Origin of the sequence: Streptomyces showdoensis (assembly GCF_039535475.1) — a bacterium.
Lineage (GTDB): Bacteria > Actinomycetota > Actinomycetes > Streptomycetales > Streptomycetaceae > Streptomyces > Streptomyces showdoensis.
Genome location: NZ_BAAAXG010000016.1, coordinates 38,370 through 65,315 on the forward strand (window position 1 = coordinate 38,370; position 26,946 = coordinate 65,315).

The window sequence follows — 26,946 nt, forward strand, 5'->3', positions numbered from 1 at the left end:
GGTCACCGCCCGGTTCTTCCGGGCTCCGGTCAGCTCCTCGCCCGGGGCCCGCAGAGGGCTTCGCGCAGGTGGGCCGCTTCCTCGTCGAGGTGCTGGAGCAGGGCCTGGAGGGCGGGGCTGCGGGTGCGGTGGGCGACCTCGGTCGTTCCGACGGTGCGGCCCACCGAGGGGAGTTCGACCGGGAGGGCGGCGAGCTGCTCGTCGTCGCGGAGGACCAGTTCGGGGAGCAGGGCGACCATGTCGGTCTGGAGGAGCAGGGCCCTCATGGTGAGGATCGACGTGCACTCGACCCGGTCGCCGGGGAGCTCGAGACCCCGGTCGGCGAAGAGCGCCCCGAGTTCCTGGCGCAGCGCGGTCTGTTCGACGGGCAGGATCCACGGGTGGCCGAGGGTGTCGGTGAGGGTGACGCAGGGGTCGTCGAGCAGGGGGTGGCCGGAGCGGACGGCGAGCCGGATGCGTTCCCGGTAGAGCCGGCGCTGGCGGAGTCCGTCACCTTCCTTCGGCGCGGGGCCCACCCGGCCCACGATGACGTCGAGTTCGCCCGCGAGGAGCGCCGGGTGGAGGACGTCCGGAGTGCCCTCGCGGACGACGACCGTGAGCCGGGGCCGCTCCCGCTTCAGCCGGGCGACGGCCCGGGGCAACAGGACGTTGGTGCCCGCGAGGAGCGCGCCGACGGTCACCGTGCCGTCCTGGCCCTGGCGCAGTCCGGTGAGGTGTTCGGCGGCGCGCCGCATCTCGGCGAGGACGGCGCGGGCGTGTTCGGTGAGGGCCTGGCCGTAGAGCGTGGGCCGCATGCCGCGGGGGACGCGGACGAAGAGCGGCAGGTCGGCGATGGCCTCCAGCTCGCGCAGGGTGCGGGTGGCGGCGGGCTGGGTGAGGTGGAGGGTCTCGGCGGCCCTCGCCACGCTGCCCTGGTCGACGATCGCGACGAGCAGGGTCAGGTGACGGAACTTCAGGCGGCCGTCCAGGAGGTCCATCTGCGGGGCTCCTCGCGGGAGGGGTGGGGGGGGCGGGAGGGGCGCCACTCCCCTGCCATAGCGATCTCGGTATGGGAAGAGCGCTTTTTGGCATTGGTTCGGCATAGCTTGATGGGCGCATGATACCGGCACGCGCCGGGACACCTGATCCGAAGTCCCGGCCTGGTATCGCAACGGAGGTCTGCAAGGTGCGCTCACCTGTGCGGCATTACGTAGGGGGCGGGTTCGACGGCTCGGGCGTGCCGTTCCCGCTCGTCGACCCGGTCCGGGGCACCACCGCGGGCGAGGCGCCCGCGGCCTCCCGGGAGCTGGTGGACCGCGCGGTCGACGCGGCCCGCGCCGCTCTGAGCGGACCGTGGGCCTCCTGGAGCCCGGCCGAGCGCGCCCGGCTGCTGCACCGGATCGCCGACGGCATCGAAGCGCGGTTCGAGGAGTTCGTCGACGCCGAGTGCGCCGACACGGGCAAGCCCCGGGAGCTGGCCTCGACGGTCGACATCCCGCGCGCCGTCGCCAACTTCCGCTCGTACGCCGACCTGCTCGTCGGCCGTGCCGAGCGGTCCTGGAACACGCCCACGCCCGACGGGCGCGGCGCCCTGAACTACACGGTGCACAAGCCGCTCGGCGTGGTCGCGGTGATCTCGCCGTGGAACCTGCCCCTGCTCCTCCTCACCTGGAAGGTGGCCCCGGCGCTCGCGACGGGCAACACCGTGGTCGCCAAGCCCTCCGAACTCACCCCGGGCACGGCCTGCCTGCTGGCGGAGGTGATGGCCGGGGCGGAGCTGCCGCCGGGTGTCTTCAACCTCGTGCACGGCGGTGGCGGGGACGCCGCCGGCCAGTGGCTCACCGAGCACCCGGGGGTGGACGCCGTCGCGTTCACCGGGGAGTCCCGCACCGGTTCGACGATCATGCGGGCCGTCGCCGGGCGGCTGGCCCCCGTCTCCTTCGAGCTGGGCGGCAAGAACGCCGGGCTCGTCTTCGCCGACGCGGATCTGGAGCGGGCGGTGGAGGGCACCCTCCGCTCGGCGTTCACCCACAGCGGGCAGGTGTGCCTGTGCACCGAGCGGGTGTACGTGGAGCGGCCGGTGTTCGACGCGTTCGCCGAGGCGCTGGCGGCCGGGGCGCGGGAGTTGACCGGCTACGGCCCGATGGTCTCCGCCGCGCACCGCGACAAGGTGCTCGGCTACCTCGGGAAGGCGGCGGCCGACGGCCGGATCCTCGCGGGCGGCGGGGTGCCGCGGTTCGGGGACGACCGGGACGGCGGCTTCTGGGTGGAGCCGACCGTGCTGACCGGACTGCCCGAGGACCACCCGGCGGTACGGGAGGAGATCTTCGGTCCCGTCGTGCACCTGGCGCCGTTCGACACCGAGGAGGAGGCGCTGGCGCTCGCCAACGCCGGACCCTACGGGCTGGCCGCCACGGTGTGGACGGGCGACGTGAGCCGGGCGCACCGGGTCGCCCCGGCCCTCGACGTCGGCATCGCCTGGGTCAACACCTGGAACCTGCGCGATCTGCGCACCCCCTTCGGCGGCGTGAAGGCGTCCGGCATCGGCCGTGAGGGCGGCGACCATTCCCTCGACTTCTTCTCCGAACCGATGAATGTGTGCGTGAAGCTGTGAACACCGTCGCCGCGAACACCACGAGCACCACGCGCACGGCGAGCAGCGCGAGTACCGCGGACGCGCCTGCCGTCGACCCGGCGGTGGAGTCGGCCGCCGAGCGCCTCGACACGGCGCGCCGGACGGGCGTGCCGTGCGCCCCGGTCCGTGACCTGCTGCCGCCCGGGGACCTGGACGCCGCCTATGCCGTCCAGACCCTGCTGAGCGACCGGCTGGTCGCCTCCGGGCGCCGGATCACCGGCTGGAAGATCGGGCTGACCTCACCGGCGGTGCAGGCCCAACTGGGTGTCGACACACCGGACTTCGGCCCGCTGTTCGACGACACGGCCGTCCCTGACGGGGCCGAGATCCCCTGGGGCGCGGTGCTCCAGCCCCGCGCCGAGGCCGAGGTCGCCCTCGTCCTCGGCCACGACCTCCCGCACGAGCGGCACACCGTGGCCGACGTGATCCGGGCGACGGCCTTCGCGCTGCCCGCCGTCGAGGTGGTCGGCAGCCGGATCCGCGACTGGGACATCACGGCCGTGGACACCATCGCCGACAACGCCTCCAGCGGCGTGTACGTCCTGGGCACCCGCCCCGCACTCCTGCGGGAACTCGACCTGCGGACCGCCGGGATGGTCCTCGAACGGCGCGGCGAGCCGGTCTCCACCGGGGCGGGCGCGGCCTGTCTGGGCAATCCGCTGCACGCGGCCGTCTGGCTCGCGGACACGCTGGCGCGGCTCGGCCGACCGCTGCGGGCCGGGGACACCGTGCTCACGGGGGCGCTCGGCCCGATGACCGCCGTCGAACCCGGCGACGTCCTCGAAGCCCGTATCGACGGTCTCGGTTCGGTCCGCGCGGCCTTCGGCCGCCCCGCGCCGGAAGGGGACGCCCGATGAACGCCGGCGCACTGGCCGAGGCCCTCGACGGCGCGGCACGGGACGGCCGCCCGCTGGCCGGCGGCGGCAGCGGTCTGACGGACACGGCCGCGGCGTACGCGGTCCAGGGCGCCCTGGTCGCGCGGCGGCTGGCCAGGGGCGAGCGGCTGACCGGCTTCAAGCTGGGCTTCACGAGCGTGGCGAAGATGCGGCAGATGGGGGTCTCCGATCTGATCCACGGGCGGCTGACGGACCGGATGGAGGTACCGGACGGGGGGCGGCTCGACGTCTCCGGGCTCATCCACCCCCGGGTGGAGCCCGAGGTGGCGTTCCTGCTCGGAGACCGGCTGGTCCCGGGCGGGGACCCGATGGCGGCGGTCGCGGCCGTGGCCCCGGCCCTCGAGGTCATCGACTCCCGCTACGACGGCTTCCGCTTCTCGCTCCCCGAGGTCGTCGCCGACAACACCTCGGCGGCGCACTACGCCGTGGGCGCCTGGCGGGCCCCGCGCGAACTGGGCGGTCTCGGCGTCCTCCTGGAGCTCGACGGGCGGACCGCGGAGACCGGGTCGACCGCCGCGATCCTCGGGCACCCGCTGCGCGCGCTGGCCGCCGCGGCCCGGCTCGGCGGTCCGCTGGAGCCCGGCACGGTGATCCTCGCGGGCGCGGCGACGGCGGCCGTGCCGCTGCCGCCGGGCACGTACGTACGGGCCACGGTCGCGGGGCTCGGCACGGTCGCCCTCACCACGGCGGCCGCCGGGGACGCGAAGTCCGGCGAGGGCGCGGTGTTCGCCGAAGCCGCTGGGCACGCCGGGGGCACGGAGTCCGCCACGACCGCTGCCGACGCCGAGACCGCCGAGGGGGACGCGTGATCGTGCCCGGTGCCGCGCCGCCACGCGGCCGTTTCCCGCACGTCCGGCGCGCCGGCGACCTCGTCTACGTCTCCGGCACCAGCTCCCGCCGGCCCGACGGCACCTTCGTGGGGGCGAGCGCCGACCCGATGGGGGTCACGGACCTCGACATCCGCGCCCAGACCCGGGCGGTGATCGAGACCGTCGGCCGCCTCCTCGCCGCCGCCGGAGGGGGCCTGAAGGACCTGGTCTCCGTCACGACGTACCTGGTCAGCATGAACGACTTCGGCGGCTACAACGAGGTGTACGCCGAGTACTTCGACGAGACCGGCCCGACCCGCACCACCGTCGCCGTCCACCAGCTTCCCCATCCGCACCTGCTGATCGAGATCAGCGCCGTGGCCCACATTCCGCAGGACAAGGAACCACCCAGATGACCATGAAACCGTTCAACCTCCACGCCTGGATCGAGGAGCACCGCCACCTGCTCAGGCCGCCGGTCGGCAACGTCCAGATCTGGCAGGACTCCGATCTGATGGTGACGGTCGTGGGCGGCCCCAACCGTCGCACCGACTTCCACGACGACCCGACCGAGGAGTTCTTCTACCAGCTCAAGGGCGACATGCTGCTCCGCGTCATGGACGAGGAGGGGCGGCCGCCGCACGACATCCACATCCGCGAGGGCGACGTCTTCCTGCTCCCCGCGCACGTGCGGCACTCCCCCCAGCGGCCGGAGGACGACAGCGTGGGCCTGGTCGTCGAGTACGTCCGGCCGCAGGGGGCGCGCGACGCCTTCGAGTGGTACTGCATGGAGTGCCACCACCTGGTGCACCGCAGCGAGTTGCAGCTCGGCTCGATCGTCGACGACCTGCCGCCGGTGTTCGAGGCGTTCTACGGCGACGAGGCCGCCCGCGTCTGCCCGAACTGCGGAGCCGTGCACCCGGGCAAGGACTGGCCCGAGGAGCTGCGGCCGCGCACCCGCCGCGACGAGGCGGGCCTGATATGACCGTCGTCGACATCCACGCCCACGTCTTTCCGGAGATCGGCCGTGCCGAGGCCCGGCGCCTCACCGGCTCCGACGAGGCCCCCTGGCTGCGGACCACGGACGGTCCGGACGCGGGGATGATGATGGCCGGGTCCGCCGAGTACCGGCCGGTCCGGCGCACCCTGTGGGACCCGGCGGAGCGCGTCGCCGACCTGGACCGGCTCGGGGTGGACGTCCAGGTGGTGTCCAGCACGCCGCTGCTCTTCGGCTACCAGCTGGAGACCGGGCGGGCCGTCGACTGGTGCCGTACCGTCAACTCCCACCTCCTCGCGTACGGCTCCCACGCCCCGCACCGGCTGGCCCCGCTGTGCCAGGTGCCGCTCCAGGACACCGAGGCGGCCTGCGCGATGGTCACCGAGGCGATGGCCCAGGGCTTCCACGGCGTCCACATCGGCAACCACCTCGGCGACCTCGACCTCGACCACGGGGCGCTCGTCGAGTTCCTCGCGCACTGCGCCGAGGAGGACGCGGCCGTCCTGGTGCACCCCTGGGACCTGCCGTCCGGCCCCCGGTACTCGCGCTACATGCTGGCCTGGCTCGCGGGCATGGCGGGCGAGACCCATCTGACGATCCTTTCGCTGATCCTCTCCGGCGCCTTCGAGCGGCTGCCGGCCTCGCTGCGCCTGCTCTTCGCGCACGGCGGCGGCAGCTTCCCGTACCTCCTGGGCCGCGCCGACAACGCGTGGCACCGCCGTGACCTGGTCCGAGCGGACAGCCCGCACCCGCCCTCGCACTACACCGACCGGTTCTCCGTCGACTCGGCGGTCTTCGACCCCGGCGCGCTGCGGCTGCTCGTGGACGTGATGGGCGCGGAGCGGGTGCTGCTGGGCTCCGACCACCCCTTCCCGCTCGGCGAGGAGGAGATCGGCCGGCTGGTCCGGGAGAGCGGGCTCACCCCGGAGGAGCGGGACGCGATCCTCGGCGGCAACGCCGTGCGCTTCTTCGGTCTCACGCCCGCGCCCGCGCCGGCCCCGGCTTCCGCCGCCGCGCTCACCCCCGCGGGGAAGGGGGCCGTCCGATGAGGGCCGCCGTGATCGGGTCGGGCAACATCGGCACCGACCTGCTCATCAAGATGATCCGGGGCTCGGGGGCGGTCACCGCCGCCGCGATGATCGGCATCGACCCGGAGTCCGACGGGCTCGCCCGGGCCCGCAGGCTGTCCGTCGCGACCAGCGCGGACGGCGTCGCGGGGCTCATCGCCCTCGACGAGTTCGACTCGATCGACCTCGTCTTCGACGCCACCTCCGCCGCCGCGCACCACCGCAACGCCGCCGCGCTCGCCCCGTACGGCAAGCGGATCGTCGACCTGACCCCGGCGGCCATCGGTCCGTACGTGGTCCCGCCCGTCAACCTCGACGAGCACCTCGACGCCCCCAACCTCAACATGGTCACCTGCGGCGGTCAGGCCACGGTCCCGATCGTCTCCGCCGTCTCGGCGGTGGCGCCCGTGCACTACGCGGAGATCGTCGCCTCGATCGCCTCGCGGTCGGCGGGCCCCGGCACCCGGGCCAACATCGACGAGTTCACCGAGACCACCTCCCGCGCCCTGGAGCGGGTCGGCGGCGCCGCCCGGGGCAAGGCCATCATCATCCTGAATCCGGCGGAGCCCGCGCTGCTCATGCGGGACACCGTCCACTGCCTCGTCGATGACTGCGACACCGAGCGGGTGGCCGCCTCCGTGCGCGCGATGGCCGAGTCCGTCGCCGCGTACGTCCCCGGCTACCGGCTCAAGCAGGAACCGCAGTTCCGCCGGATCCGCGAGGACGACCCGCTCGCCCGGCTCGCCGGCGGCCCACGGACCGGCGGCGGCGCACGGCTCCTCGTCTCCGTGTACCTGGAGGTGGAGGGCGCCGCCCACTACCTCCCGGCCTACGCCGGAAACCTCGACATCATGACCTCCGCCGCGCTGCGCACCGCCGAGCGCCTGGCCGAACGGAGCCCGGCCCGATGACCTCCGTCTACGTCCAGGACGTCACCCTGCGGGACGGCATGCACGCCGTGTCGCACCGCTACACCCTCGACCAGGTCCGGGCCGTCGCCGCCGCCCTGGAGGCCGCCGGCGTCGACGCCGTCGAGGTCGCCCACGGCGACGGGCTCTCCGGCTCCTCCGTCACCTACGGCCCCGGCGCGCACACCGACTGGGAGTGGCTGGAGGCGGCGGCCGGGGTGCTCGACCGCGCACGGCTCACCACCCTTCTGCTGCCCGGGGTGGGCACGGCCGAGGACCTCCGGCGCGCGCACTCCCTCGGCGTCACCTCCGTGCGGGTCGCGACGCACTGCACCGAGGCCGACATCGCCGCCCAGCACATCGGCCTCGCCCGGGAACTCGGCATGGACGTGTCCGGCTTCCTGATGATGTCCCACATGGCCCCGCCGGCCGAACTGGCCGCCCAGGCCCGGCTCATGGAGTCGTACGGAGCGCACTGCGTCTACGTCACGGACTCGGGCGGCCGGCTCACCATGGACGGCGTACGGGACCGGGTCCGCGCCTACCGCGACGTGCTCGACCCGGCCACCGAGATCGGCATCCACGCCCACCACAACCTGGGCCTGGGCGTCGCCAACAGCATCACCGCCGTGGAGGCGGGCGCGTACCGTGTCGACGCCTCGCTCGCGGGCCAGGGCGCCGGAGCGGGCAACGCCCCGCTCGAACCCACGGTGGCCGTCTTCGACCTGCTGGGCTGGGAGCACGGCTGCTCGCTGTTCCCGCTGATGGACGCGGCCGAGGAGCTCGTACGACCGACGCAGGACAGGCCCGTGCGGGTCGACCGGGAGACGCTGACCCTCGGCTACGCCGGGGTGTACTCCAGCTTCCTGCGGCACGCGGAGGCCACCGCCCTGCGCCACGGGCTCGACACCCGTGACCTGCTGGTCGAGGCGGGACGGCGGCGGCTCGTCGGCGGGCAGGAGGACCTGCTCGCGGACATCGCGCTGGACCTCGTCGCAGGGCGAGGTCCGGCCGGACCCCCGCCCGCCGCCGGCTCCACTCCCCCCGCCGCCCACCCCGCCGCCTCCCCCTCCCTCTCTCCCGCCCACGTCACGACGGAGTGACCGCCATGCCGACCCCGCCCACGCCCACGCCCACGTCCACGACGCTCGCCGACCGCGCCGCCGCGCTCGACGCCGCCGACGCCCTCGCTCACGTCCGGGACCGCTTCCTCCTCCCCGAGGGGGTCGTCTACCTCGACGGGAACTCCCTCGGGGCCCTCCCCGCGGCCGTGCCCGCCGCCGTCGAGGACGCGGTGCACCGCCAGTGGGGCACCGACCTGATCCGCTCCTGGAACGCCAACGGCTGGTGGGAGGCGCCCGTGCGGACGGGCGACGCCATCGGCCGGCTCGTCGGCGCCGCCCCGGGCCAGGTGGTCGCCGGGGACTCCACCAGCGTCCAGCTGTTCAACACCCTGCTCGCCGCCGCCCGGCTGCGCCCCGGCCGCCGGCTGCTCCTGACCGACCCCGACCACTTCCCCACCGACCAGTACATCGCCGACTCGGTGGGCCGGCTGCTCGGCCTCGACGTCCGCCGGGTGCCGGCCCGCGAGGCCGCCGCCGTGCTGGCCGCCGAGGGCCCGGACGTCGCCGTCGCCGCGTACGCCCCGGTGGACTACCGCACCGGTGAGCTGCACGACATGGCGGCACTCACGGCCGCCGCGCACGCGGCCGGGGCCCTGGTCCACTGGGACCTGTGCCACGCGGCGGGCGCCCTGCCCGTGCGGCTGGACGCGATCGGGGCCGACTTCGCCGTCGGCTGCGGCTACAAGTACCTCTCCGGCGGCCCCGGCGCCCCCGCGTTCGGGTACGTCGCCCACCGCCACCAGGCGGAGTTCGACCACCCGCTGACCGGCTGGCACGGGCACGCGGAGCCGTTCGCGATGTCCGGTGCGTACGCCCCCGCCCCAGGGATCACCCGTGCCCGGATCGGCACCCCGCCGCTCCTCTCGCTGATCGCCCTGGAGGCCGCGCTGACGGCCTACGAGGGCGTGGACATGGAGGCGCTGCGGGCCAAGAGCCTCTCCCTGACCGGCTTCTTCCAGGAGTGCGCGGACTCCCTGCTCGACGGCCTCGGCTTCACGATGGCCACCCCGCGCGAGCCCGCCCGCCGGGGCAGCCAGGTCGCGCTGCGGCACCCGGAGGCGTACCCGCTGATCGCCGCGCTCACCGCGCGCGGCGTCATCGGGGACATGCGCGCCCCGGACCTGCTGCGCTTCGGATTCAACGCCCTCTACCTCACCCACGCGGACGTCCTGCACGCGGTGGGCGAGCTGCGGTCGATCGTGACCTCCGGGGCCCACCTGGCCGCGGAGCACCAGCAGCGGCCGACGGTCACCTGAGGTCCCCGGACCTCCCCCGCACACCCACCCACAGCCGGTCCGCGCGATCCCCGAGCCGACGCCAGGCCGTCGCAGGGCCGCTGCCAAGCCGCCGCCCCGGGCGGTCGGCCGCCGCGCGGGCCGGAACCCTCGCACGTCTCTCCCACCCGTTTCTCACCGCCGAGAACCCGAGCACCCCGAGGACCCCCATGCGATCACTGCGTACGAAGGCGGCCCTGGCCACGGCGGTCGCCGCCGCCACCGCGACCCTGCTCGTGCCCGGCGGGTCCGGCGCGGCCTCCGCGGCCGCCGCCGCCCGCGCGACCGACCCGAACATCCCGGAGGTCTGCGCCGACCGCCGTCCCGGGCCGGCCGACCCCGGCGCGTACGGCATGCAGCTGGACGGGACCTTCCGGCACCCCGCCCTCACCCCGCTCGACGAAGAGCACGAGCACTCCTTCCCGGGCCGCAACGCGGAGTACGACACCCGCTCGTACATCAAGAACATGAAGGTCGAAGCCGCCTACGAGGGACCGGACTTCACTCCCGACTACTTCCACACCTGGCAGAACATCGTCGACTTCGACGGCCGGCGCTACATGTTCCAGTACGACCGCTCCGAGGGCCGGGTCTACGACATCACCGACGTGAAGAAGGTGCGGGTCGTCGAGCGCCTGAGCCGCGGGGACGTGGACGGCGACGAGACGAAGGCCAACGGCGACTGGGCGGCCAACGACTACTGGGGCGCCTCCACCATCCAGTGGAACAAGAAGCTCCGCGCGTACGTCATGGTCCAGAGCTTCGAGAACAAGCGGCAGATCCACGAGCTCACCGACGACCCGGCGCAGGACAAGTACGCCAACCCGGAGGGCGTCCGGAAGGTGCGCGCCAAGCCGGGCCTGAAGGGCTTCAAGGTCTTCCGGCTGGACGGCCCCCGGAAGAAGGACTGGAAGCTGCTCGCGACGGTGTCCACCGACGCCACCCAGAAGGACCCCCTGCGCAGCGACACCGGCACGGCCCAGCAGGGCTCCGGTTCGCTCGACACGCCGTACTGGACGGGCGACCGGTACATGTTCATCGCGACGGCGCCGGACGACACCTACTCCCGCACCGAGTACCCGACCAACCTCCACTCGGCCGGCTACCAGTCCTGGGACATGGCCGACCCGGCCCACCCGAAGCTGCTCGACACCTGGCACCTGCCGGGGCAGCGGACCGGTGAGGACGCGGAGTACCGGAAGAACCCGCGCTGCGGCAACCGCACGAGCTGGATGGGTGCGCGCATGCCGCTGTTCGTGCCCAGGCCCGTGGAGAAGGGCGGGCGTTACGCGTTCGCCGCGATGGGCGGCTACGGCCTGACCGTGCTCGACATCTCGGACCCGGCGAACCTGCGGACGGTGAGCCACCTCGACCTGCCGCCGTCCGTCGCGGGCACCGAGGGCGACAACATCGACGTGTCCCAGTACGAGCGCACCGGCATCGTCTACTACTCCGGCTACCCGCTCACCGAGGACTGTTACGAGCCCTACAAGGACGTCTACCAGATCGACGTCAAGGACCCGAGGAACCCGCGGCTCGTCGGCGCCCTGCCCCGCCCGGTCCCGCCGAAGGCGTCCGGCATCACGGACTTCTGCCAGCGGCGCGGCAGCTTCGGCCCCAAGCGCACCGGCTCCTACACCAATCCGGGCCGGCACACCCCGGGGGTGCTCGGCTACGGCTTCTACAACGCGGGCGTGCAGTTCTTCGACGTCTCGAACCCCGCCCGGCCGGAGATCGAGGCCTACTTCGTCCCGAAGGCGTACGGCAACGGCACCCCGGACTACGCGTACGGCAACCAGACGCACGGCGTGTACGTGGAGTGGGACCGGAACATCGCCTGGGTGCTGACCAACCACGGCATCTACGCGCTGTCCTCGCCGAAGGTCCTCGGCGAGCCGGACCTCGACCGCCCGGCCGAGCCGTTCCGCAACAGCGCGTTCTGAGCCTTGCCCGGCTCGCCTCTCCCCCCCGCACCCCCAGCCCCGCCGCCCCGCCCCCGTACGGGCACGCACAGAAGGAAACCCGCCATGGCCACTCAGGAAAGACCCGTCCCGGTCCCCGGCCCCGCATCCGACCCCGGTACCCGGGACGGCGGCCTCGTCCGCTCCCTGACCCCCCGCCAGACCACCATGATCGGCCTGGGATCCGCGCTCGGCACCGGTCTGTTCCTCGGCTCCGGGTCGGCGATATCCGCCGCCGGACCGGCCGTGATCATCGCGTACGCGATCGGCGCCGTGCTGGTGGCCGTCATCGCGGTCCTGCTCGGCGAGATGTCCGCGGCCCATCCCGTACAGGGCTCGTTCGGTGCGATCGCGCACAAGTACCTCGGGCCGTGGGCGGGCTTCGTCACCCGCTGGATGTACTGGTTCAGCGCGGTCGTGGTCATCGGCACGGAGGTCGTCGCCTCCGCGCTGTACATCCGGTGGTGGTGGCCGGGGGTACCGATGTCGGCGGCGATCCTGGCCGTGGCGGCGGTGGTCCTCGCGGTGAACATCATCAACGTGAAGTCCTTCGGGACCACGGAGTTCTGGCTCTCCACGATCAAGGTGACCGCGCTGTGCGCCTTCATCCTGTGCGCGGCGCTGCTCGTCTTCTTCGGTCTCCCGGACACGCAGGCCACCGGTTTCGCGCACCTCACCGACGACGGCGGGTTCATGCCGCACGGCGCCGAGTCCGTCTGGATCGCGATGTCGGTGGTGATGTTCGCGTACGCCGGTTTCGAGGTCGTCGCCATCGCCTCGGCCGAGGCCACCGACCCCCAGCGGTCCATCAGGACCGCGATGCGCCAGCTCGCGTGGCGGCTCAGCGTCTTCTACGTGCTGGCCATCACGCTGGTCGTCGCGCTGATCCCGTGGCGGCGGCTCGCGGAGAGCGACGGCAGCGTCGAGGCGAGTCCGTTCGTACGGGTCTTCTCCGACGTCGGCGTGCCGGCGGCGGCGACCCTCACCAACCTCGTGGTGCTCGTCGCCGCGATCTCCGCCGCCAACGCCCACCTGTACGGCGCCTCCCGGCTCCTGCACTCCCTCGGCGACGACGGCCTCGCCCCGGCACCCCTGGCACGGCTCACCACGCGCGGTGTCCCTGCCGCGGCGCTGGCCGCCTCTACCCTGGGCATCGCGGCGGCGGCGCTGCTCGCCTTCTACGACGTCGGGGGCATCTTCGGCATCCTGATGTCGATCGCCCTCTTCGCGGTGCTGCTCGTCTGGCTCCTGATCCTCGCCTCGTACGTGGCCTTCCGACGCCACCGGGACGCGCATCCGACGGAGTTCTCGGGCTTCAGCGTCCCCGGGGGCAGCAAGCTCGCGCTGGTGGCCGGGGTCGGAGTGCTGGCCGTCGCCGCCACCGCGATCGAGGTCCCGGACATGCGGCAGGCGGCGGGCATCGGGCTGGCGTTCACCGCCGTGCTCCTGGTCTGCTACGCCCTGACGGCGCTGCGCCGCAGGAGCACCCGCCGGACCTGAACAGAACCCGCCGGAGGGGGCCGGCGCACGGGGGGGGGGCGGCGGCGCCGTGCCACGGTCGAGGGCCCGTGGCACGGCGCCGCGGCGCGTCCGGGGGCGGGCGGGTCCTCGCGGCCGGGCGCCCGCCCGGGCAGGTGGGGGCTCCGGCGCGTCGGTGCGTACGTCGGGGCGTACGTCGGGGTCTCTGGCAAGACTTCCGTAGCCGAAGATCGTCATGGTTCGATGGGTGCTCAGCCACCACGGTGGTGGCAGGCTTCTCTCTTCCATAGGCCGAAAGGGAACGATGACCTTGGGCGACGCGGCCTCGGCTGACGATCCGGACTGGGAACCGGACGAGCACGTGCGGTTTGCCCGCTACCGCGAGGTGTTCGACAAGGTGTCCGACGAGGACGCAGCCGCCCTCGTCACCCGTGTGCTCACCGACCCCGATGCGGGCATGGCGAACAGCGCCGTCTGCGAGTACCTCGACCGACGGGCCGCTGAACTGCTCACGGACCCCGGCTATCCCTCCTGGTGCCGGGAGCTGACCGGTCCCGTGGCGGTGGACGACTTTTCTGCCCGGCGCCTGCGCGAGTGGACTCTGCTGCGGGCGATGACCTTGGGCGATCCATGGGATGCCGAGACCCTGCTCGTCGCCTCCAACTGGCTCCAGCTCCGCTCTGCAGAGGAGTCATCGGCCGTGACCATCCTGGCGACCCTGGCCGAGGGCGGCCGCACCCGGCGCATCCGCAACATCGCCAGGTCCCGCCTGCCGGCCCCGGCAGGCGACGCCAGGTAGCCGAACCGGATCACTGCCAGAGCCACGTCGGGGCGTACGTCGGGGCGTACGTCGGGGCGTTTCCGCACGCGGAGGCCTGGCGGGTCGGGACGGGTCGCGGTGTTCCGGGTGCGCCGTCCGTACCCTGTCAGTATGCGCATGCGCCCGACACTCACCTGGACGCCGCCCGCCGGTCTGCCGCCGGGCACCACGGATCCGCGGCCGATCGCGGACGCTCTCGGTCGGGGCGGGGTGCTGGTGCTGAGCGGGGCGGGGATCTCCACGGAATCGGGGATCCCCGACTACCGGGGCGAGGGCGGCAGCCTGAGCCGGCACACCCCGATGACCTATCAGGACTTCCTCGCAGCTCCGAACGCCCGGCGCCGGTACTGGGCGCGCAGCCACCTCGGCTGGCGCACCTTCGGCCGGGCCCGCCCCAACGCCGGGCACCGGGCCGTCGCCGCGTTCGGCCGCCGGGGCCTGCTTTCGGGCGTCATCACGCAGAACGTGGACAACCTGCACCAGGCCGCGGGCAGCGACGGGGTCGTGGAGCTGCACGGCAGCCTGGACCGGGTCGTGTGCCTCGCGTGCGGCGCCCGCAGCCCGCGCCGCGAGCTGGCCCGACGCCTGGAGGAGGCCAACCCGGGCTTCGCGCCGGTGGCCGCCGGGATCAACCCCGACGGTGACGCCGACCTCGACGACGAGCAGGTCGCGGGCTTCCGGGTGCTGCCCTGCGAGAGCTGCGGCGGGATCCTCAAACCCGACGTGGTGTTCTTCGGCGAGAACGTCCCTCCGGACCGCGTCGAACACTGCCGCCGGCTGGTCCGGGAGGCCGCCTCACTGCTGGTCCTCGGCTCCTCGCTGACGGTGATGTCGGGGCTCCGCTTCGTCCGTCAGGCCGCCGAGGCGGGCAAGCCGGTGCTGATCGTCAACCGGGATCCGACACGCGGGGACGCCCACGCGGTCACCCGGGTCGCCCTCCCCTTGGGGTCGACGCTCACCGCGGTCGCGGAGCTGCTCGGCGTCCCGGCCGACACGGCGTAGACGTCGGTCTCACCGCCGGGCCGCCGACGGCGTCGCCCGCGCAGCGGCGTTGCCACCCGCGATCAGTCTCGTATCCGTGGCATTCTTCGCGCGGGTGGGGCCGAGATCGGACGCCTCGCCCGAGTCGACGAGCACTCCACGACGGCGCGGGGGCACGAGGACCCCCGGCGAGCCCCGGACGGCGCGCCGGCGGGTTTCCCGCGACGCCGGGTCGGCATATCCGGACACCGACGGACTGAAGGCTGGGCCATGCGGAAACTGATCTACGGCATGAACCTGACCCTGGACGGCTACATCGCCGCGCCCGGCGACGACATCGGCTGGAGCGGACCGCCGAGCGAGGAACTGTTCCAGTGGTGGCTCGACTACGAGCAGCAGAGCGACCTGACCCTCTACGGGCGCAAGCTGTGGGAGACGATGAGCGCCTACTGGCCGACCGGCGACCAGCAGCCCGGCGCCACCCCGGCGGAGATCCGGTTCGCGCGGAACTGGCGTGACACGCCGAAGGTGGTGTTCTCCTCGACGCTCGACCAGGTCGACGGGAACGCCCGCCTGGTCACCGGCGACGCGCTCGCCGAGATCACCCGGCTCAAGGCCGAGGACGGCGGCCCGATGACCATCGGCGGCGCGACGCTCGCCGGGGCGGCCGTGCGCGCGGGGCTCGTCGACGAGTACGCGATCGCGACCCATCCGGTCCTGGTGGGCAGCGGCACGCCGTTCTTCACCGCGCTGGACGGCTGGGTGAAGCTGAACCTGGTGGAGACCCGGACGTTTCCCGGCGGCGTGGTCCTGACCAGGTACGAGACGAGGCGCTGAGCCGCGACGCCCGGGCCGGCGCACGTCCACGCGGCCTTGTCGCCTCGCCGCGCAGGCATCACAGTGTGACTCCATGGACGCCATGCGTGACTTCCGGGCAGCTGGTCGCCGTGCCTGACCTCGTGGGTGGCCGACCGCCGCAGCAGCTGCGGTCGGCCGCGGCGAGCGGCGTGGTGGACGGGTCGCTCACCCTGCCCGCGGACGTGGTCGCCGAGTTGGGGCGCCGGGTCTGGGAGCTCGTCTCGGAGCACGGGGACGCGGCGGGGCAGGGGGCGGGGAAGGAACGGGCGACGCAAGGGCGCGCGGTCGAACGGGCCCTTCCGGTGGCTTCGCCCGGGGCGCGTGGGCTGGCGGCCGGGCTGCGTGGGGAGCCCTTGCCGGAGGCGGCCGCCGGCGATCCGCTCGCCCTGGTGGACGCTGTCGGCCGGCTGCTGCGCGAGGGCAACGCGCACCCCGACCACCCGGACTTCCTCGCGTTCGTGCCCTCCCCCGGGACCGTCACCGGGGTGCTCGGCGCCGCCCTGGCCGCCGGGTTCGCGGTGCCGACCGGGTGGCGGTTCACCGGGGCGGTCTCCAGCGCGATCGAGTCGGCCGCCGTCCGATGGCTGGTCGAGCTGCTGGGGCTGTCCCCGCGGTACTCGGGCTTGTTCGTGTCCGGGGGCTCGACCGCCAACCTGACCGCCCTGACCGCGGCCCGCGACGCCCTCGTGGGCACGGAGGCCCCCGGCGCCACGGCCTACTTCTCCGATCAGACGCACCTCTCCGTCCCCCGCGCGCTCCACGTCCTGGGCATCGGCCGGGACCGCGTCCGGGTCCTGCCCGCGGACGCACAGCGGCGGATCCCCGTGGCCGACCTGGTCCGCCGCGTGGCCCGGGACCGCCGCGACGGGCTGCGGCCCTTCCTCGTGGTGGCCAACGCGGGCACCACGGCCACCGGAGACGTCGACCCCTTGCCCGAACTGGCCGCCTTCTGCCGCGACGAGGGCCTGTGGCTGCACGTGGACGGCGCCTTCGGCGCGCCCGCCGCGCTGACCGCCCGCGGTCGTGCCGCGCTGGCGGGCCTGGACGCGGCGGATTCGGTGAGCGTCGACCCGCACAAGTGGCTGTTCCAGCCCGCCGGAACGGGGTGCGTGCTGCTCCGCGACCCCGCCCGCCTGGGGCCACGCGTTCGGTGTCGCCCTCCCCGGCTATCTGGAGGCGGGCGCCACCGCTGACGGAGACGGGGAGGTGGACTACCTGCAGTGGGGGGTGGAGCAGACGCGGGAGTTCCGGGCGCTGCGCCTGTGGATGTCGCTGAAGGTGTTCGGCGCGGACGCCTTCCGTGCCGCCGTGGAGCGCGGCATGCGGACGGCCGACGACACCGCCGCGTACATCCGCTGCCGGCCCGAGTTCGAGGTGGTCACGGGGCCCTCGCTGGCTGTCGTCACCTTCCGGGGGGTTCCGCCGGCCGACGCCCCGCCGCGGAGTCCGGCGGAGGTCGACGGGCTGGTCGAGGAGGTCTGCCGTGATCTGCGGGCGGAGGGACGCGCCATGGTCGTCCCCGTCGGCGTGGGCGGCCGTCGGGTGTTCCGGCTGTGCGTGATCAATCCGCGTGTGGAACGGGACGGGGTGCGTGGCGTCGTCGACCGGATCGCCGAGCTGTGGACGGCTCGTGCCGGGTCCCGTGAGCGGCCGGGGGGCACGGCGTGATCGCCGGGCGGCCGGTGCGAGGAGGGCCCGCGGGAGAGGGGAACGGTGACCGGGACGGGTGGGCCGAGCCTCTCGACGCGGACGTCCTACGGGCCGAGGCCGTGCGCGGCGCCGGTCTGGACGACTTCGGCGCCCCCGGTCACGTACCCGCCCTGGACCTGCTCGTATCGGCGCTGGAGACCGAGGCCGCGCTCACAGCCGGCCGGTCGGGCCGAGGTACGGGGCACCCTCCTCCGCGCGCTGCGCACCCGCCTGTGGCTGCACGCGCGCCCCGTGCCCGCCGTATCCGCCGTGGAGCAGCGGCCGCCCGTCGTCCTCGTCGGGCTGCCCCGGACCGGCAGCACGGTGCTGCACCGGCTGCTCGCCCTCCATCCGGCACTGCGGGCGCCGTGCCTGTGGGAGCTCCTCTCACCGGTCGCTCCGCCCGGAGCCGTCGGGGCGGGCGATCCGGTCGCGGAGGCCGAGCGGTACGTGGCCGACCTGCACCGGACGGCGCCCGAGCTGGCCCGCGTCCACCCCACCGGGGCGTACGAGCCGGAGGAGTGCGAGCACCTGATGAACGCGGACTTCCGCAACAGCGTCCTCGGGCTGCTCAGTTACCGCGTCCCGAGCTACGCCTCCTGGCTCCTGGCGCAGGATCTGACGTCCGCGTACGAGCTCCACCGGGCGCAACTCGCCCACGTGCTGGCCCGGCGTCCGGCCCCGGCCGGCGCGCGGCTCGTCCTGAAGAGCCCCTCGCACCTGTGGCATCTGCCCTCGTTGGACCGGGTGTACCCCGGCGCGCGGTTCGTCGTCCTCGAACGGGACGTCGAGGAGGCGATCGGCTCCGTCTGCGGGCTGGTGGTCGCGGCCCGGCGCCGGCGCAGCGCCGGGGTCGACCCCGTGGAGATCGGCCGGGAGATGACCCGCCGCCACGCGCACCGGTCTCGCGAGGCTGTACGCGTTCACCGGCGACCCGTCGGTCGCCGACCGGTGTCTGCCGGTCCGCTTCACGGATCTGGTGGCCGATCCGGTGGGGACCACGGCCCGCGTTCTGGCCTGGCTGGGGCTCCCCGTCGACCAGGCCGTGCGCGGGCTCTGGCGCGAGCACCTCGCGCACCACCCCCGTCCCCCGCACCTCCACCCCCGCGCGGCCTGCGGCCTGCCCGCGGCAGGTCCACCGTCCGCACCGCAGACCATGGAGGCGTCGTCATGACCGGACCTTCCCCGCACCGCGACCGCCTGCCCTACCCCTTCGACCGGGAGCACTGTCTCTCGCCGCTGCCGCACACCGGGCTCCTGGCCGAGCCGGGCCTGGCCCGCATCACCCTGCCCAGCGGCGATCCGGCCCACCTCGCGGTGCGCCACGCCGACGTCGTACGGGTCCTGACCGACCGCCGGCTCAGTCGCCGGGCCATGCTCAGCACGCCCGGCGGCCCCCGCTGGACCCTCGCCGACCTCGAGGAGCCCAGCCTCCTGGGGCTCGATCCGCCCGACCACACGCGGGTCCGGCGGCTCTGCGCGCCCGCGTTCCGCCACGACGGCGTCGACGGGCTCGCCGGTGCGGTCGACCGCCATGTGGGCCGGCTGCTCGACGGGCTCCTCGCCGCGGGCGCCGGGCGGGCGCCGGTCGACCTGCTCGCGACGGTGGCGCTCCCGCTGGCCGAGGCCGTCCTGTTCGACGTGCTCGGCGTCAGCTCCGTACAACGTGCTCCGCTGGCCCGTTGGGCACGCCGGAAGCTGTCGCTGACCGCGCTGCCGCCGGAACAGGCCCGGGCCGGGCACCTGGCGCTGCGCGCCCACTACGAGGGGCTGTTCTTCCCGGCGCGCGGGGGCGATGCCCTGGTGCCGGGCGGGCTGTTCCACCGGCTGCGGGACGCCCACCTGGGCGGTGGGCTGAGCCGGCCGGAGCTCCTGGCCACGGCCGTCAACCTGTTCGTGGCCGGGCACGCCACCACGGCCGCCACCCTCACCAACGGCGTCCTGGCGCTGCTCAACCACCCGGACCAGTGGCAGGCCCTCCGCCGCGACCGGAGGCTCCTCGGACCCGCCGTCGAGGAGATCCTCCGCTTCGACACGATCGCCGACGTGGGACTGCCGCGCCTGGCCGTGGCGGACGTGACCGTCGGGGCGACCCTCGTCAGGGCCGGGGAGGCGGTCGTCCCCTCCCACGCCCATGCCGGCCGCGACCCCGCCGTCTTCGACCGGCCCGACAGCTTCGACATCACCCGCCCGCCGGGCCCCCACCTCGCGTTCGGGCACGGGCCGCACCACTGCATCGGCGCCGGCCTCGCGCGGCTCGAACTGCGGACCGCGATCGGCGCCCTGGCCGGCCGGGTGCCGGCACTGCGGCTCGCGGAACCCGCCACCGCGCTGCCGTTCCCCGGCGGGTCACTGATCGGCGGAGTCTCCCGCCTGCCCGTGTACACGGATGCCCCCTGAGCCGCGGCCCGGCACCGGCACCTGCTCGACGGCGGCAGCCCAGGCCCATCCAGCCGTCCGCTACGAAGCGACCGTTCTGGTGGGAGCGATCAACGAGTGGCCGTGGAGGGATGGTGACGGGCGCATGACTCCGCGGGTGACCACGGAACCCAGGAAAGAGCGTCACGCCAGCCAGGTCGCCCGCAGGCCCAGCCCTGGAGCACCTGGGCCACGGGTTCCACCGCGAAGACCTCGTGCGTGCGGGGTACCCATGCCTGGAAGTGCCTGTCCGGCCCACCCTCACGGTATTCCACCTGGTAGCTCAGGTCGTCGTTGAGATAGACCTGCATGTAGTGCTGATCCGCGGGCTCCCGGTCAAGCCGCCGCACGACGACGAACCGTGACCCGAGACTCATGTCGGCCAACAGGTCGTGCAGCTGGTCCTCGGAAGGGTCGTCCCAGGTCGTGCCGTTCGCCTCAACTGCCTGAAGCACTGGTGTCGCCATGCCTCTGACTCTATTCATCCACGGGGATCTCCATCTCGGCGGGCTCGTCGTGCGCAGCACCACGCCCATGATCCCGAAGCACCCGGGCGCGCCCCGGGCGCGCTTCTGGAGCGGATCGGCCGAGCGTCTCTGCGGATGCCGCCGCGTCCCTGGGCAAGCGACGGCGGCGAGCCGGTGCGCAAGGCCGCTGAAGATCAAGCACTGGAACAATCCCCGCGGCGCCAGGGCCGTCGGCTCCTGAGCTCGTCGGATGACGGATCCACCTCGACCCCGATCTTCTCCGTGCCCACCCCAAGCCGTTCATCGGCTACAGCGACAACACCAACCTGCTGCTGTTCCTGCGGAACCTGGGCATCGTCGGCTACCACGGCGCCTCGGTGATGGTCGAGCTCGGACGGCCGGCGCGATGCACCCGTCGACCGCCGACTCCCTCCGGGTGGCGTTGTTCACGTCGGGGGCGTACGAGCTCACTCCGCCGAGCACCTCCGGGGACGTCAACCGCCCCTGGGAGGACCCGCACACCTGCGACTCGGAACCGGAGATGGAACCCGCCGAGGGGTGGTCCTGGCACCACGCCGACCGGGTGGTCGAAGGAATCAGCTGGGGCGGCAACCTGGAGATCATCTCCTGGAAGACATCGAACTGTCCGTCGGGCCGCGGCGCGATGGTCGCCTCGCCCGGGCCCTGGGGCGGGTTGATGCCGAGTCCACGCGCACGCGTCACCCTGCCTCACCGGTGAGGCAGGCGTGACACAGGCATCGGTCCGGGTGAGGAGCGTACGGCGCCATCCCGGCTCGGTACCGGCATGCGTACCGCTCCAGCGTCGCGGAGACGTCCGCCGCGTATTCCGCCGAGCTGAACCCACGTGCGCGTCGGGCCTCTCGCAGTCGGTGCAGGACCCGCGGCGTGTGAACGAGCTTCGGCCGGAAGCTGTGGAGGTGGCGCGTCGCGATGTCGATGACCACCCACCGCCCGGTGTGCCGCTCGCGTCCCACGGACGTGATCCGATCACCCCCCGGACCCCAGTAGGCGTCGGCGACGTACACCTTCGCCCCGCCCTTGAAACACTTCGTCCCGGGGCGCAGCTCCTGGCCGCCGACTCCGCATCGGCGCCATGCCACGACGTTCGCGGCCACCAACCAGACTGGCTCCGGTCGCGGGCCGTTCGACTGGTCCACGTGTCCCCCTCCGGCTCTGCGGCGGCCATCGTAGTGCGCCTGCCGAGCGGCGTCTCGTGGAGCGGGGCGCAACGGGCTCAGGCAGCCGCGTGCCGTACGTGCAGGTGTCCGTCGCGCGGGTAGGAGGGAGGAGCCGCGGGCAGGGTGCTGTCGAACGTGTAGCCGCTCTTCTCGGCCACGCGGCAGGACGCCGGGTTGTCGACCTGGTGGAGGAGTTCAAGGCGGTTCAGGCCCTCCGTTCGGAAGGTGTCGAAGGCCCAGGCGGTGAGGGCTTCCAGGGCTCTCGGGGCCACGCCTCGTCCACGCGCCGGCGCTGCCGTCCAGTAGCCGACCTCGGCGGAGGGCCCGCCGGATCCGGCTCCCTTGAGCACCACGTTGCCCACCAGCCGCGGCGGCTCCGCGTCAAGGGCCTTCTCGAGTACGGCGAAGGCGAACCTGGTGCCCGCGGCCCAGGCCTGCTCCTGGTCCCGCACCCATCGCAGGCCTTGGTCCGTGCCCTCGATGGGGGTGGTCGTCCAACGCCGCAGATCCGGGTCCCGATACGCGTCGACCAGCGCGGCGACGTCTTCCGCGCACCAGGGGCGGAGGGTGAGCGCGGGAGCGGTCGGTGTCGCGGCGGCATCGAGGGTGAGAGAAGGGTTCATGGCCGGATCGTAGGCAGCAGCGCTTCGGTCTGCGATCGGCGTGATCGGATCGATCCGGTCGATGCCGTCCCGCGACCGCCCCGTCATCGCCCTCTCCGGGCCCGCAGGGCCTGGATGGACCAGTCGAGCACCGGCTGAAGGCTCTCGGGGCCGGGCCAGCCGTTGATCACCGCGAGCAGCGAGGAGTACCGCTCTCTGCGCGGGTCATTCATGCGTTCGAGAAGGGTCAGGAGCTGCCCCTGGGGCTCGGCGTCGCACCGGCGTTCGAGGACAGGTGCGCAGCGGGTCATCAGGGCCGACACGAACGGGTCGGCCCGGGGTGAGGCCGGTTCGATCCCGGCTGCCACGGCCGGGGAGACGAGGTCGCGGACGATCGCGGCCACGTCGCTCTGCCTGCTGGGGGGCGTGTCCGGAATGCGTCCGGCCGTCTGGTCCTCCGCGAGCCGCCGCACATGGGCACGGAAATCCGGGTCCTCGGCCATTCCGGCCAGTTCGACCCACGCCTGGACCTGCTCCGCATCGGGGTCGTCCGGCAGGTGCGGGGTCATCGAGCGCATGACCCCCGCGAACTCCGAGCCGCTTCCCACGCCGCCGAAGGCGGCGTCGAGGAAGTCGTCGATCAGCCGTCGGCGTTCCGCTTCGGACAGCTGTGCCAGCTTGTGCATCAGATTCGTCTCCTCAGGGGTGGAGCCACGCCTCGCCACGGCGGTCAGGACCGCGCGCCGCAGCCGCAGGACCCGGATCTGCACGTCCAACGCCTCGGCGTGTGTCGCGGCGACTTCCGACAGCGTGACTTCCCGGTCCATGACCTTCCGGATGGCGGCAAGGTCCAGCCCGAGGTCGCGCAGGGTCCGGACGAGCTCCAGGCGTGCGACGGCACCGTCGTCGTAGAGGCGGTAGCCGGCCGGGCTGCGGTCGGTGGGCGGTATGAGCCCGCAGTCGGAGTAGAACCGGATGGTCTTGACGGTGGTAGCGGTTCGCCGGGCCAGCTCGCCGATGGAGTAGAGAGTGCGGCCGTTCATGTCCCCACCTTCAGGTCTCCCCCCGCTGGAGACTCAAGCCCCGGCGCTCACGGCAGCCACTTTCTCGCTCTGCCTGAGCCAGATCAAACGTGGCGGCCCATCGGGTGCTGAGCACCGCTCCGGGGCGCCGCGTTCCGCAAAGGGCTTCGTATGCGTTCACGGCGGCTCCGGCAACGCCCGGTCCTGGGGACCGCTGCAGAACGAGCCGGCCCTGCTCGGGTACCGTTCGCACGCCGTCGACCTGCCCGGTCACGGCGACCTCGCCGACCTCCCGGCCGCCTACTACCAGCAGCCCCAGGACGTGGCGGCACTCGCCGCCGCACCGTCCCCGCTGCGCGGTGTCACGCTGGCGGACAACGTCCGCCATGTGGTGGGCATCGTGCGGCGGCTCGCCGCGTCGGGGCCGATCGTGCTGGTCGGCAACAGCCTCGGCGGGCTGACGATCAGCGCCGTGGCCAACGCCGCACCGGACCTGCTCGACCGGGTGGTCTACCTGTCCGCGCTCCGTCTCGCCGATCCGGCCATGCTCACCGAGCCGTGGGACGTGGCCGACGACAACCTGCTGGACGCCGCAGTGGCGCGGATCGCCGTGCCGCGTGCAGGCGACCCGGGCGTCGTTCGGCTCAACTGGCGTGCGGTGCAAGCCGATCCGGGCCTGTTCGCCGCGTTGAAGGCCGCCATCATGGCCGACTCGACCGACCACCAGTTCCGGCTGCCGCTCGACTCCCTGGACCCGGACGAGACCGATTCGGCGCTGGAGCCGGGAGCGTCGGTCCGGGCTGAGACGTGGGGGCGGGTGCCGCACAGCCACGTGCGGCTCTCCGACGACCGCAGCCTTCCCCCGGCCGTCCAGGCCCACATGATCCGCACCGCCGACGCACTGACCCCGCACCATCCCTTCGACGTGCACACGCTCGCGGCCCCGCACGTCGGGTACTTCAGCCGGCCTCGTGGCTTCGCGGAGCTGCTGACGAGCCTCGTCTGAGGTGCCGCTCGGGGATCGCGTGCGGCTCGACGCGATGACGCGTGCCGGCGGGAATCCGTTCGACGGCGCAGGCTCCTCCCGGCAGACTCGCGCGCATGGACCGCACTGCACTGACCCGTGCCCTCACCGACGGCGACGAGGCCGAGTTCGCCCAGCTCCTCGACCATGTCTCCGATGAGGAACTCGCGGGCCCTGAGGGCATCGCGTTGCTGGAGGCCGCTGCCCGGGCGGGTCGTGCCGAGGCGGTGCGCGAACTCGTCGGTCTGCGGGGCGTCGACGCCTCCCGGCCGTGGTCAGGTGGTGTCGACCCGGTCGGGTGGGCCGCCGGGCGCGGCCACGTCGAGGTGCTGCGATGCCTGCTCAGTGGGACGGACGCGGGGTTGCTGCTCCGCCGGCGTGCGCTGCGCGTCGCCGAGGCGGCCCTCGCCGCCGACCCCGCCGGTCCGGAAGCCCGCCGGGCGGTGATCAGCATGGTGGAGTTCGACCTCGGCATCGTCACGTCCCCGGACGAGTTGATGGCGCGTGCGCTGGTGCACGCTGATCCTGGCCACGCGGACTGGGAGGAGTCGCTGTTGGTCATCGCCCGGCGCGGCGGCCGCGCACTCCTCGACTGGGCGGGCGCCCGCGCCCAGGACGCACCGTCGCTCGCCGGTCGCCGCTTCGCTCTCGACGCCCTTCTCAACCTCGGTTTCGGCCTCGACGTCTCGGACGACGAAGACGAGGACAGCGAGCGCGCGTTCTCGGAGGCTGCCGTCGCGTTCCTCCGGCCGCTGCTCGGCACCGAGCGGGACACGTACGCGCTGAAGACCGTGCTGCACGCCCTGTCGATGCACGGTTGGCACGATCACCTGGCTGCCCTGCCGTACCTCGCGCACGCGGACGCGGCGGTGAGGAGGGCGGCCGTGCACGCCGCGGCGGGTGCCCTCGTACGCCCCGTGGCAGAGCTGGACCGCGACCTCGTGACGGCGTTGCTCCGGCGTGCCGCGGACCCGGACCCGGAGGTGCGCCGAACGGCCACGTGTGCGTTCGTCGGCTCCCTAGCGCATCGCGACGACGTCGAGCCGCGGATCCTCACCGCCGTGCTGCACCTGGCAGGGGACCCGGAACCGGCCGTCCGGACCACCGCGATCCATGCCCTGTACCGCTCCCGAGTGGACACACCCGCCCTACGGGGCGTGCTCGCCGACCGCCTCGACGACGCGGAGGTCGGCATCGACGTGCGGATCCAGGCGGCCGGCGCACTGGCCGCACGCGGAGACGGACGCGGCCGTGCCGTTCTCGACGAGATCAGTCAGGGACTCACCGGCCATCGCAGCCCGGGGCACGGCACGATGGGCGACGTGCATCACATGCTGCGCACGTACGCCGAATCCCGGTGGTGATCAACAGCGACGGTGCACGGCCGGGACCCCGGCCGTCCGCCCGGGATCCGACACCGGCCGCACCCGCACGTCCGTCAAGGCGACGGGCAGCAACCCGTACGAGCGCTGACCTCGCGGCGGCGGGCCGGTTCACGAGCCGGCGGCTCGCTCGGCGTCCCGCCCCGCCTCGGCTCTCCGCCCCGGCTCAGCGCCAGACGACGGCCTGCCTGCCGTAGTCCCAGGTGGAGGCCCATCCGAGGACCTGGCCCGAGTTGTTGATCCTGAAGCCGTAGCTGTAGTCGACCCTCGGCCCCGTCGGCAGGGCGGTCGGTGCCCCGCCCGTGTCCCACACCGTGGCGAAGTCGCCCGACTTGCCCACCGCCCTGCCGGAGTCGTCGAGGTCGTACGCCTCCAGGGACCGGGTGTCGGGCAGGGGGCGCAGCGGGGTCATGGCGCCGTTCCTCCACAGCACGCGCTGCGCGTTCACGGCCCCCAGGGCGTCGCCGTGGTTGTTCACGGCGAAGGCCGTGCTGGCGTGGACGCCACCCGGCAGCTGCTGGTAGGTGCCGGACGGCGGGGCGACGGCGGCCCAGGATTCGTAGCCGGGCGCGCCGGCGGAGCCGACGGCGGTGCCCTGGTCGTTGACGTCGCGGACTTCGGACCACTGGCCGCCGAAGGTGCCCAGGCTCGTCACGTTGCCCGAGGTGTCCCAGCGCACGGCCTGCTTGTTGGCGCCCGAGCTGTTGCTGGCCCAGCCGTAGGCCACGCCCCGGTCGTCGACGTACAGGGCCTCGCTGTAGCCGGTGAGGGGCGGCAGCGGCAGCAGGGTGGCCCGTCCGTCGCGTCCCCAGCGGACGGCGCGGGCCGCCCTGTTGTCCGACGCCACGCCCACGGCGACGTGAGCGGCGTTGATGTCGTTGGCGGTGCTGTTCACGTAGCCGGCCGGTTCTTGGAGGCGCTTCGGCGTGCCCGACGCGTCCCAGGTGACGGCGTGGTCGACCCGGTCGCCGGTGTCGGCGGCCCCCGCGACGGTGCCGTCGGGTGCCAGCGCCTTGGTGATGACCAGCGTGCCGGTGCCGTCGAGCGCCTTGAGCGGCGTGATGGACAGGTCCGCGTCCCATCGCGTGGCCGTGTAGGTCCCGCGTCCGTCGGTCGTCGAACCGACGATCTGCCCCGCGTCGTTGATCAGCTCCGCGTTGGCCGCGACGTGCCCCTCGGGGTACGGCAGCAGGTGCATCACGGGGCCCGACCTAGCGTCCGGGGGCGAGATCTCCGCGGCCTGGGCAGCGCCCAGTGAGGTGGCGGCCAGCGTGGCGACGAGCGTCGCGGTCACCAGACTTCGTAACACGTTTCTTCCTTCCGATCGACATGTCCCGGGCGGGACGGGAACGCCT

At 73.5% G+C, this 26,946-nt stretch carries 25 protein-coding genes and 1 pseudogene; 20 read left to right on the forward strand and 6 right to left on the reverse strand.

The genetic code is table 11. The annotated features are described in order from the left end of the window. Positions 1–29 precede the first annotated feature (29 nt). A complete protein-coding gene (locus ABD981_RS10395; RefSeq protein WP_046908736.1) occupies positions 30–977 on the reverse strand; it encodes a LysR substrate-binding domain-containing protein in 948 nt (315 codons plus the stop codon). Between the two features lie 200 nt (positions 978–1,177). Here ABD981_RS10395 and ABD981_RS10400 point away from each other — a divergent pair, with 200 nt between their 5' ends. From ABD981_RS10400 to ABD981_RS10475, 16 genes are all read left to right on the forward strand, one after another. Then, positions 1,178–2,593 carry a 2-hydroxymuconic semialdehyde dehydrogenase gene (locus ABD981_RS10400; RefSeq protein WP_382747408.1) on the forward strand — a complete coding sequence of 472 codons (1,416 nt, stop codon included), beginning with the start codon at positions 1,178–1,180 and terminating at the stop codon, positions 2,591–2,593. Positions 2,594–2,676: 83 nt separating this feature from the next. Then, positions 2,677–3,471: a 2-keto-4-pentenoate hydratase gene (locus ABD981_RS10405; RefSeq protein WP_046908793.1), complete on the forward strand. Its 795-nt coding sequence runs from the start codon at positions 2,677–2,679 to the stop codon at positions 3,469–3,471. Continuing rightward, positions 3,468–4,319, forward strand: a complete 852-nt coding sequence (locus ABD981_RS10410) for a 2-keto-4-pentenoate hydratase (RefSeq protein WP_240495282.1) — start codon at positions 3,468–3,470, stop codon at positions 4,317–4,319. Before ABD981_RS10405 ends, ABD981_RS10410 begins: the two co-directional genes overlap by 4 nt. Continuing rightward, positions 4,316–4,735, forward strand: coding sequence for a RidA family protein (locus ABD981_RS10415; protein WP_046908734.1), 420 nt, complete (start codon positions 4,316–4,318; stop codon positions 4,733–4,735). Before ABD981_RS10410 ends, ABD981_RS10415 begins: the two co-directional genes overlap by 4 nt. Then, complete coding sequence (locus ABD981_RS10420; RefSeq protein ID WP_046908733.1) at positions 4,732–5,304, forward strand: 3-hydroxyanthranilate 3,4-dioxygenase; 573 nt, start codon at positions 4,732–4,734, stop codon at positions 5,302–5,304. Before ABD981_RS10415 ends, ABD981_RS10420 begins: the two co-directional genes overlap by 4 nt. Continuing rightward, positions 5,301–6,365: an amidohydrolase family protein gene (locus ABD981_RS10425; protein ID WP_046908732.1), complete on the forward strand. Its 1,065-nt coding sequence runs from the start codon at positions 5,301–5,303 to the stop codon at positions 6,363–6,365. The genes ABD981_RS10420 and ABD981_RS10425 overlap by 4 nt, the downstream gene beginning before the upstream one ends. Continuing rightward, positions 6,362–7,294 carry an acetaldehyde dehydrogenase (acetylating) gene (locus tag ABD981_RS10430; protein ID WP_046908731.1) on the forward strand — a complete coding sequence of 311 codons (933 nt, stop codon included), beginning with the start codon at positions 6,362–6,364 and terminating at the stop codon, positions 7,292–7,294. The genes ABD981_RS10425 and ABD981_RS10430 overlap by 4 nt, the downstream gene beginning before the upstream one ends. Further along, on the forward strand, positions 7,291–8,394 hold the full coding sequence (gene dmpG / locus ABD981_RS10435) for a 4-hydroxy-2-oxovalerate aldolase (protein ID WP_345528858.1): 1,104 nt from the start codon (positions 7,291–7,293) through the stop codon (positions 8,392–8,394). Before ABD981_RS10430 ends, dmpG begins: the two co-directional genes overlap by 4 nt. 5 nt (positions 8,395–8,399) lie before the next feature. Next, a complete protein-coding gene (kynU, locus tag ABD981_RS10440) occupies positions 8,400–9,671 on the forward strand; it encodes a kynureninase (RefSeq protein ID WP_046906102.1) in 1,272 nt (423 codons plus the stop codon). A gap of 188 nt (positions 9,672–9,859) precedes the next feature. Beyond that, positions 9,860–11,632 carry an LVIVD repeat-containing protein gene (locus tag ABD981_RS10445; RefSeq protein ID WP_046906103.1) on the forward strand — a complete coding sequence of 591 codons (1,773 nt, stop codon included), beginning with the start codon at positions 9,860–9,862 and terminating at the stop codon, positions 11,630–11,632. 84 nt (positions 11,633–11,716) lie between these two features. Then, complete coding sequence (locus ABD981_RS10450) at positions 11,717–13,150, forward strand: amino acid permease (RefSeq protein ID WP_046906104.1); 1,434 nt, start codon at positions 11,717–11,719, stop codon at positions 13,148–13,150. Positions 13,151–13,433: 283 nt separating this feature from the next. Further along, complete coding sequence (locus ABD981_RS10455; RefSeq protein ID WP_046906105.1) at positions 13,434–13,928, forward strand: hypothetical protein; 495 nt, start codon at positions 13,434–13,436, stop codon at positions 13,926–13,928. Positions 13,929–14,060: 132 nt separating this feature from the next. After that, positions 14,061–14,951, forward strand: a complete 891-nt coding sequence (locus tag ABD981_RS10460) for an NAD-dependent protein deacetylase (RefSeq protein WP_046906106.1) — start codon at positions 14,061–14,063, stop codon at positions 14,949–14,951. Between the two features lie 249 nt (positions 14,952–15,200). Then, the gene (locus tag ABD981_RS10465) at positions 15,201–15,767 is read left to right on the forward strand and encodes a dihydrofolate reductase family protein (RefSeq protein ID WP_046906107.1); all 567 of its coding nucleotides are present in this window, start codon (positions 15,201–15,203) and stop codon (positions 15,765–15,767) included. Positions 15,768–15,853: 86 nt separating this feature from the next. Next, entirely contained in the window at positions 15,854–16,981 is a 1,128-nt protein-coding gene (locus ABD981_RS10470) for a pyridoxal phosphate-dependent decarboxylase family protein (protein ID WP_345528865.1), read from the forward strand. Between the two features lie 13 nt (positions 16,982–16,994). Beyond that, positions 16,995–17,456: a pyridoxal-dependent decarboxylase gene (locus ABD981_RS10475; RefSeq protein ID WP_345528867.1), complete on the forward strand. Its 462-nt coding sequence runs from the start codon at positions 16,995–16,997 to the stop codon at positions 17,454–17,456. Between the two features lie 86 nt (positions 17,457–17,542). Here ABD981_RS10475 and ABD981_RS10480 read toward each other — a convergent pair whose 3' ends face one another. Further along, positions 17,543–17,683, reverse strand: a complete 141-nt coding sequence (locus ABD981_RS10480; RefSeq protein WP_345528869.1) for a hypothetical protein — start codon at positions 17,681–17,683, stop codon at positions 17,543–17,545. Between the two features lie 46 nt (positions 17,684–17,729). Between ABD981_RS10480 and ABD981_RS38855 the strand changes: the two genes are divergently transcribed. Next, entirely contained in the window at positions 17,730–19,877 is a 2,148-nt protein-coding gene (locus ABD981_RS38855; RefSeq protein WP_425586401.1) for a cytochrome P450, read from the forward strand. 89 nt (positions 19,878–19,966) lie between these two features. Here the strand turns inward: ABD981_RS38855 and ABD981_RS10500 are convergent, their stop codons facing one another. Continuing rightward, positions 19,967–20,362: a hypothetical protein gene (locus tag ABD981_RS10500; protein WP_046906109.1), complete on the reverse strand. Its 396-nt coding sequence runs from the start codon at positions 20,360–20,362 to the stop codon at positions 19,967–19,969. Positions 20,363–20,622: 260 nt separating this feature from the next. Between ABD981_RS10500 and ABD981_RS10505 the strand changes: the two are divergent. After that, a pseudogene (locus tag ABD981_RS10505) lies at positions 20,623–20,993 on the forward strand (LD-carboxypeptidase); the annotation flags it as partial. A 624-nt stretch (positions 20,994–21,617) separates the two neighbouring features. Here ABD981_RS10505 and ABD981_RS10510 read toward each other — a convergent pair. Both ABD981_RS10510 and ABD981_RS10515 read right to left on the reverse strand, forming a co-directional pair. Further along, positions 21,618–22,184: a GNAT family N-acetyltransferase gene (locus ABD981_RS10510; protein ID WP_046906240.1), complete on the reverse strand. Its 567-nt coding sequence runs from the start codon at positions 22,182–22,184 to the stop codon at positions 21,618–21,620. An 83-nt stretch (positions 22,185–22,267) separates the two neighbouring features. Continuing rightward, complete coding sequence (locus ABD981_RS10515) at positions 22,268–23,206, reverse strand: MerR family transcriptional regulator (protein ID WP_046906112.1); 939 nt, start codon at positions 23,204–23,206, stop codon at positions 22,268–22,270. On the opposite strand from ABD981_RS10515, the gene ABD981_RS10520 reads away from it, so the two are divergent. Continuing rightward, positions 23,205–24,191: an alpha/beta hydrolase gene (locus ABD981_RS10520; RefSeq protein WP_123954201.1), complete on the forward strand. Its 987-nt coding sequence runs from the start codon at positions 23,205–23,207 to the stop codon at positions 24,189–24,191. The two genes, ABD981_RS10515 and ABD981_RS10520, sit on opposite strands and share 2 nt — an antisense overlap. 95 nt (positions 24,192–24,286) lie before the next feature. After that, positions 24,287–25,573 carry a sister chromatid cohesion protein PDS5 gene (locus tag ABD981_RS10525; protein ID WP_046906113.1) on the forward strand — a complete coding sequence of 429 codons (1,287 nt, stop codon included), beginning with the start codon at positions 24,287–24,289 and terminating at the stop codon, positions 25,571–25,573. Positions 25,574–25,757: 184 nt separating this feature from the next. Here the strand turns inward: ABD981_RS10525 and ABD981_RS10530 are convergent, their stop codons facing one another. Then, the gene (locus ABD981_RS10530; RefSeq protein ID WP_131723822.1) at positions 25,758–26,900 is read right to left on the reverse strand and encodes a hypothetical protein; all 1,143 of its coding nucleotides are present in this window, start codon (positions 26,898–26,900) and stop codon (positions 25,758–25,760) included. Between the last annotated feature and the right edge of the window lie 46 nt (positions 26,901–26,946).

Excerpts from the sequence above, each read along its gene's own strand:
- ABD981_RS10395 (WP_046908736.1), bottom strand. The coding sequence starts at position 977 with ATGGACCTCCTGGACGGCCGCCTGAAGTTCCGTCACCTGACCCTGCTC.
- ABD981_RS10410 (WP_240495282.1), top strand. The coding sequence starts at position 3,468 with ATGAACGCCGGCGCACTGGCCGAGGCCCTCGACGGCGCGGCACGGGAC.
- ABD981_RS10420 (WP_046908733.1), top strand. The coding sequence starts at position 4,732 with ATGACCATGAAACCGTTCAACCTCCACGCCTGGATCGAGGAGCACCGC.
- ABD981_RS10425 (WP_046908732.1), top strand. The coding sequence starts at position 5,301 with ATGACCGTCGTCGACATCCACGCCCACGTCTTTCCGGAGATCGGCCGT.
- ABD981_RS10430 (WP_046908731.1), top strand. The coding sequence starts at position 6,362 with ATGAGGGCCGCCGTGATCGGGTCGGGCAACATCGGCACCGACCTGCTC.
- dmpG (WP_345528858.1), top strand. The coding sequence starts at position 7,291 with ATGACCTCCGTCTACGTCCAGGACGTCACCCTGCGGGACGGCATGCAC.
- kynU (WP_046906102.1), top strand. The coding sequence starts at position 8,400 with ATGCCGACCCCGCCCACGCCCACGCCCACGTCCACGACGCTCGCCGAC.
- ABD981_RS10445 (WP_046906103.1), top strand. The coding sequence starts at position 9,860 with ATGCGATCACTGCGTACGAAGGCGGCCCTGGCCACGGCGGTCGCCGCC.
- ABD981_RS10450 (WP_046906104.1), top strand. The coding sequence starts at position 11,717 with ATGGCCACTCAGGAAAGACCCGTCCCGGTCCCCGGCCCCGCATCCGAC.
- ABD981_RS10455 (WP_046906105.1), top strand. The coding sequence starts at position 13,434 with ATGACCTTGGGCGACGCGGCCTCGGCTGACGATCCGGACTGGGAACCG.
- ABD981_RS10460 (WP_046906106.1), top strand. The coding sequence starts at position 14,061 with ATGCGCATGCGCCCGACACTCACCTGGACGCCGCCCGCCGGTCTGCCG.
- ABD981_RS10465 (WP_046906107.1), top strand. The coding sequence starts at position 15,201 with ATGCGGAAACTGATCTACGGCATGAACCTGACCCTGGACGGCTACATC.
- ABD981_RS10500 (WP_046906109.1), bottom strand. The coding sequence starts at position 20,362 with ATGGCGACACCAGTGCTTCAGGCAGTTGAGGCGAACGGCACGACCTGG.
- ABD981_RS10510 (WP_046906240.1), bottom strand. The coding sequence starts at position 22,184 with ATGAACCCTTCTCTCACCCTCGATGCCGCCGCGACACCGACCGCTCCC.
- ABD981_RS10520 (WP_123954201.1), top strand. The coding sequence starts at position 23,205 with ATGTCCCCACCTTCAGGTCTCCCCCCGCTGGAGACTCAAGCCCCGGCG.
- ABD981_RS10515 (WP_046906112.1), bottom strand. The coding sequence starts at position 23,206 with ATGAACGGCCGCACTCTCTACTCCATCGGCGAGCTGGCCCGGCGAACC.
- ABD981_RS10525 (WP_046906113.1), top strand. The coding sequence starts at position 24,287 with ATGGACCGCACTGCACTGACCCGTGCCCTCACCGACGGCGACGAGGCC.